The organism is Cellulomonas massiliensis JC225, from assembly GCF_000312005.1.
GTDB classification, from domain to species: Bacteria; Actinomycetota; Actinomycetes; order Actinomycetales; family Cellulomonadaceae; genus Cellulomonas; species Cellulomonas massiliensis.
The window spans coordinates 1,583,634-1,587,347 of the sequence record NZ_HE978588.1; the positions used below are offsets into that span (position 1 = coordinate 1,583,634).

Consider the following 3,714-nt stretch of genomic DNA (forward strand, 5'->3'; position numbering starts at 1 on the left):
GCCGCGACGGGCGTCCGCCGTCGTCGGCGTCGGGGTGCTGCCCGGCGTGGTGGGGGCCCCGCCGGCGCCCGCCGACGAGCGGCCGGCGCCCCCCGCGCGGCGCCAGGTGCTGCTCGGCGTGACGCTGTTCGTGCTGGGGTTCACGGTCGTCTTCGTCGCGTTCTCGCTGCTCGCCGGCACCCTCGGCGGCGCGCTGGTGCGCTGGCAGGACCCGGTCACGCGCGTGCTCGGCGTCGTCGTCGTGCTCCTGGGCCTCGGCTTCCTCGGGTGGATCCCGTTCCTGCAGCAGGAGCGACGGGTGCACCTCGCGCCGCGGGCGGGCCTGTGGGGCGCGCCGCTGCTCGGCATGACGTTCGGCCTCGGCTGGGTGCCGTGCATCGGCCCGACGCTCGCCGCGATCCTCACGCTCTCGCTCGACGGCGGCTCGCCCGCGCGCGGCGTCGTGCTCGGCGTCGCGTTCTGCGTCGGCCTCGGCCTGCCGTTCGTGCTCGTCGCCCTCGGGCTCGAGTCGAGCACGCGGATGCTGGCCTTCCTGCGGCGGCACCGGCTCGCCGTCATGCGGGTCGGCGGCGCGCTGCTCGTCGTGCTCGGACTGGCCCTCGTCACGGGCGTGTGGTCGTCGTGGGCCCAGTGGCTGCAGGGCGTGCTCACCGGCTCCGACCCCTTCGTGCCGGTGGTGTGACGTGAGCGACGACGTGCGGGACGAGACGGTGCGCACCGGTGCGCCCGGGCGCGGCTACCGGCCCGAGGGGCTCGACGACGCGTTCTCCGACGGCGCCGCGGAGGCGGCCGACCGCGGGGCCGCGCACGACGCCGCCACCGAGCCGGCGAGCCTGCCGACCCTCGGCCCCGTCGGCTGGCTGCGGTGGGCCTGGCGCCAGCTCACGAGCATGCGCGTGGCCCTGCTCCTGCTCATGCTGCTCGCCGTCGCCGCGGTGCCGGGCTCCGTCTTCCCGCAGCGCGCGCAGGACCCCGCGAAGGTCGCGCAGTACCTCGAGGACCACCCCGGCGTGGGTCCGTGGCTCGACCGCGTGCAGATGTTCGACGTGTACGCGTCGGTCTGGTTCGCGGCCGTCTACCTGCTGCTGTTCGTCTCGCTCGTCGGCTGCATCCTGCCGCGCAGCAGGCAGCACTGGCGCGCCCTGCGCGGCCGTCCGCCGCGCACGCCGCGCCGGTTCGGCCGGTTCCCCGCGCAGGGGCAGGGCACGTCGGCCGCGAGCCCGCGCGCCGTCGTCGAGGCGGCGGCCGCGTCGATGCGCCGCGGCCCGTCCTGGCTGCCGTTCGGGCGCACCTACCGGGTGGACGTGCACGACGAGGGCGGGGGCACCTGGTCGGCGTCGGGCGAGCGCGGCTACCTGCGCGAGACGGGGAACCTGGTGTTCCACCTGGCCCTCGTGGGCCTGCTCATCTCGGTGGCCACCGGCCAGCTGCTGCACTACCGGGGGCAGGCGATCGTCGTGCAGGGCCGCGGCTTCGCCAACGCGCAGGTCGACTACGACACCTTCGAGCGCGGCAGCGGGTTCCGGGACGACACGCTCGTGCCGTTCACGATGACCCTCGACCGGTTCGACTCGCGGTTCGACCCCGAGACGCTGCAGGCGCGCGACTTCACCGCGCACGTGACGCTCACCGAGCCGGGGGAGCAGGCGCGCGCCGAGACGATCAAGGTGAACCACCCGCTGTCGGCGGGCGGCGCCAAGGTGTACCTGCAGGGCAACGGGTACGCGCCCGACCTGACGGTCACGGACGCGGCGGGCGAGGTCGCGTTCGCCGGTCCCGTGCCGTTCCTGCCGCAGGACGAGGTCTACACCTCGCGCGGCGTCGTCAAGGTGCCCGACGTGTCCGGCGGCCAGGAGCAGATCGGCATCGTCGGGTACCTGCTGCCGTCGTCGCAGCAGGTCGGGCCCGAGCTGTTCCGCTCGGTCGCGCCGGAGCTCGACGACCCGCTGCTCGTGCTCTCGGTGTGGGAGGGCAACCTCGGCCTCGACACGGGCGTCCCGCAGAACGTGTACCAGCTCGACGAGTCCCGCATGACGCAGGCCACGGACGACGACGGCCGGCCGGTGACGCTCTACGTGCGCCCGGGCGAGACCGTCCAGCTGCCCGACGGGCTCGGCGCCCTCACCTGGCAGGGCACGCCGCGCTACGTCGCGCTCGACCTGCGCCACGACCCCGCGCTCGGCTTCGTCCTCGTCTTCGCCCTGACGGCCCTCACCGGGCTGGCGGCCTCGCTGTTCGCCCCGCGCCGTCGGCTGTGGGTCCGGGCCGCACCCGGCGGCGAGGACGGCCGTACAGTGGTGAGCGCCGCGGGCCTCGCCCGGGGCGACGACGTCGGGCTCGCGCCCGAGCTCGAGCGGGTCCTGCGGGACACGCTCGCCCGGGCCCGCCGGGGGACGGCGCCCGCTGGACCTGATCGACCCGCTCCACCCGACCGACCCGCTGACCCGACCGGCGCCACGGCCTCCCGCCCGGCGCACCCCAGCACCCTCGACGACGAGCCCGGAGAACCCGCATGACCACCGGCAACCTCAGCACGCTGCTCGTGTGGGCGGCGACCACCTGCTTCACGATCGCGCTGGTCGCCTACACCGTCGACCTCGCGCGCGTCGTCGACCGTGCGCAGAAGCGCCGGCCGGTCGCGGCGCCGGTGCGCGAGGCGGCCGTGGTCGGCGGCGGCCAGGCGACGAGCGTGGCGGAGCCCCCGGCGGACGTGCCCGGCGACGCGACCGCCGCGGCGGCGGGAGGCTCCAGTCGCGCGGCGGGCATCGCGCGCTCCACGACCTACCTCGGCGTCGTGCTGCTGTTCGTCGCCATCGTGCTGCGCGGCGTCGCGGCCGGTCGCTGGCCCACCGCCAACATGTACGAGTTCACGCTCGTCGGCGCGTTCGTCGCGACGCTCGTCCTGGCGATCGTGCAGCGCCGCCGGCCCATCGCCTTCGTGGGCGTCGTCGTCACCGGCATCGCCGTGCTGGCCCTGGTGCTCGGGCTCAACCGCTTCTACGTCCAGGCGGACGCGCTGCCGCCGGCGCTGCAGAACTACTGGCTCGTCATCCACGTGGGCGTCGCGATCGTCGCGACGGGCATCTTCACGGTCGCCTTCGCCACGTCCGTGCTCCAGGTGCTCGCCGACGGCCGCGAGCACGGCCACTCGCACCTCGACCACCCGTGGCGGTCGGCCGACGGGCTGCGCCGCGCGCTGCAGGGCTGGTCGGTCACCGGCCCGCGGTTCGCCTGGCTCGAGCAGGTGCCCGACGCCCGTCGCCTCGAGGCGCTGTCCTTCCGGCTCAACGCCATCGGCTTCGTGCTCTGGACGCTCACGCTCATCGGCGGCGCGATCTGGGCCGAGCACGCCTGGGGCCGCTACTGGGGCTGGGACCCCAAGGAGGTCGGCACGTTCGTGGCCTGGGTGGTCTACGCCGCCTACCTGCACGCGCGCACGACCCGCGGCTGGAGCGGCCGGCGCGCGGCGTACTTCGTGTTCGCGGGCTACGCGACCGTGATCGCCAACTTCACGGTCGTGAACCTGTTCTTCTCCGGCCTGCACTCCTACTCCGGCCTGAAGTGACGCGAGCCCGCCGCGGAGGCGGCGGGCCCGTGCGTCAGGGTGCGGAGGGCGGCGGTGCGTCGTCCGTGGCGCCGCCGTCCCGGCGGCGCCGCTCCTGCTCCAGGCGCCAGAGGAACTCGGGGTCGTCGTCCGGTGCGACCGGGCGGGTG

At 75.4% G+C, this 3,714-nt stretch carries 3 protein-coding genes; all 3 read left to right on the plus strand.

Annotation, left to right across the window (positions count from 1 at the left end):
- On the plus strand, window positions 1-682 hold a 682-nt coding region (locus tag HGCM_RS17455), incomplete at its 5' end, for a cytochrome c biogenesis CcdA family protein (protein WP_147573099.1).
- 1 nt (window position 683) lies between these two features.
- Complete coding sequence (gene resB, locus HGCM_RS07555; RefSeq protein ID WP_246119443.1) at window positions 684-2,516, plus strand: cytochrome c biogenesis protein ResB; 1,833 nt, start codon at window positions 684-686, stop codon at window positions 2,514-2,516.
- The gene (gene ccsB, locus HGCM_RS07560) at window positions 2,513-3,565 is read left to right on the plus strand and encodes a c-type cytochrome biogenesis protein CcsB (RefSeq protein ID WP_019136246.1); all 1,053 of its coding nucleotides are present in this window, start codon (window positions 2,513-2,515) and stop codon (window positions 3,563-3,565) included. Before resB ends, ccsB begins: the two co-directional genes overlap by 4 nt.
- Window positions 3,566-3,714: the final 149 nt, after the last annotated feature.

Excerpts from the sequence above, each read along its gene's own strand:
- ccsB (WP_019136246.1), top strand. The coding sequence starts at position 2,513 with ATGACCACCGGCAACCTCAGCACGCTGCTCGTGTGGGCGGCGACCACC.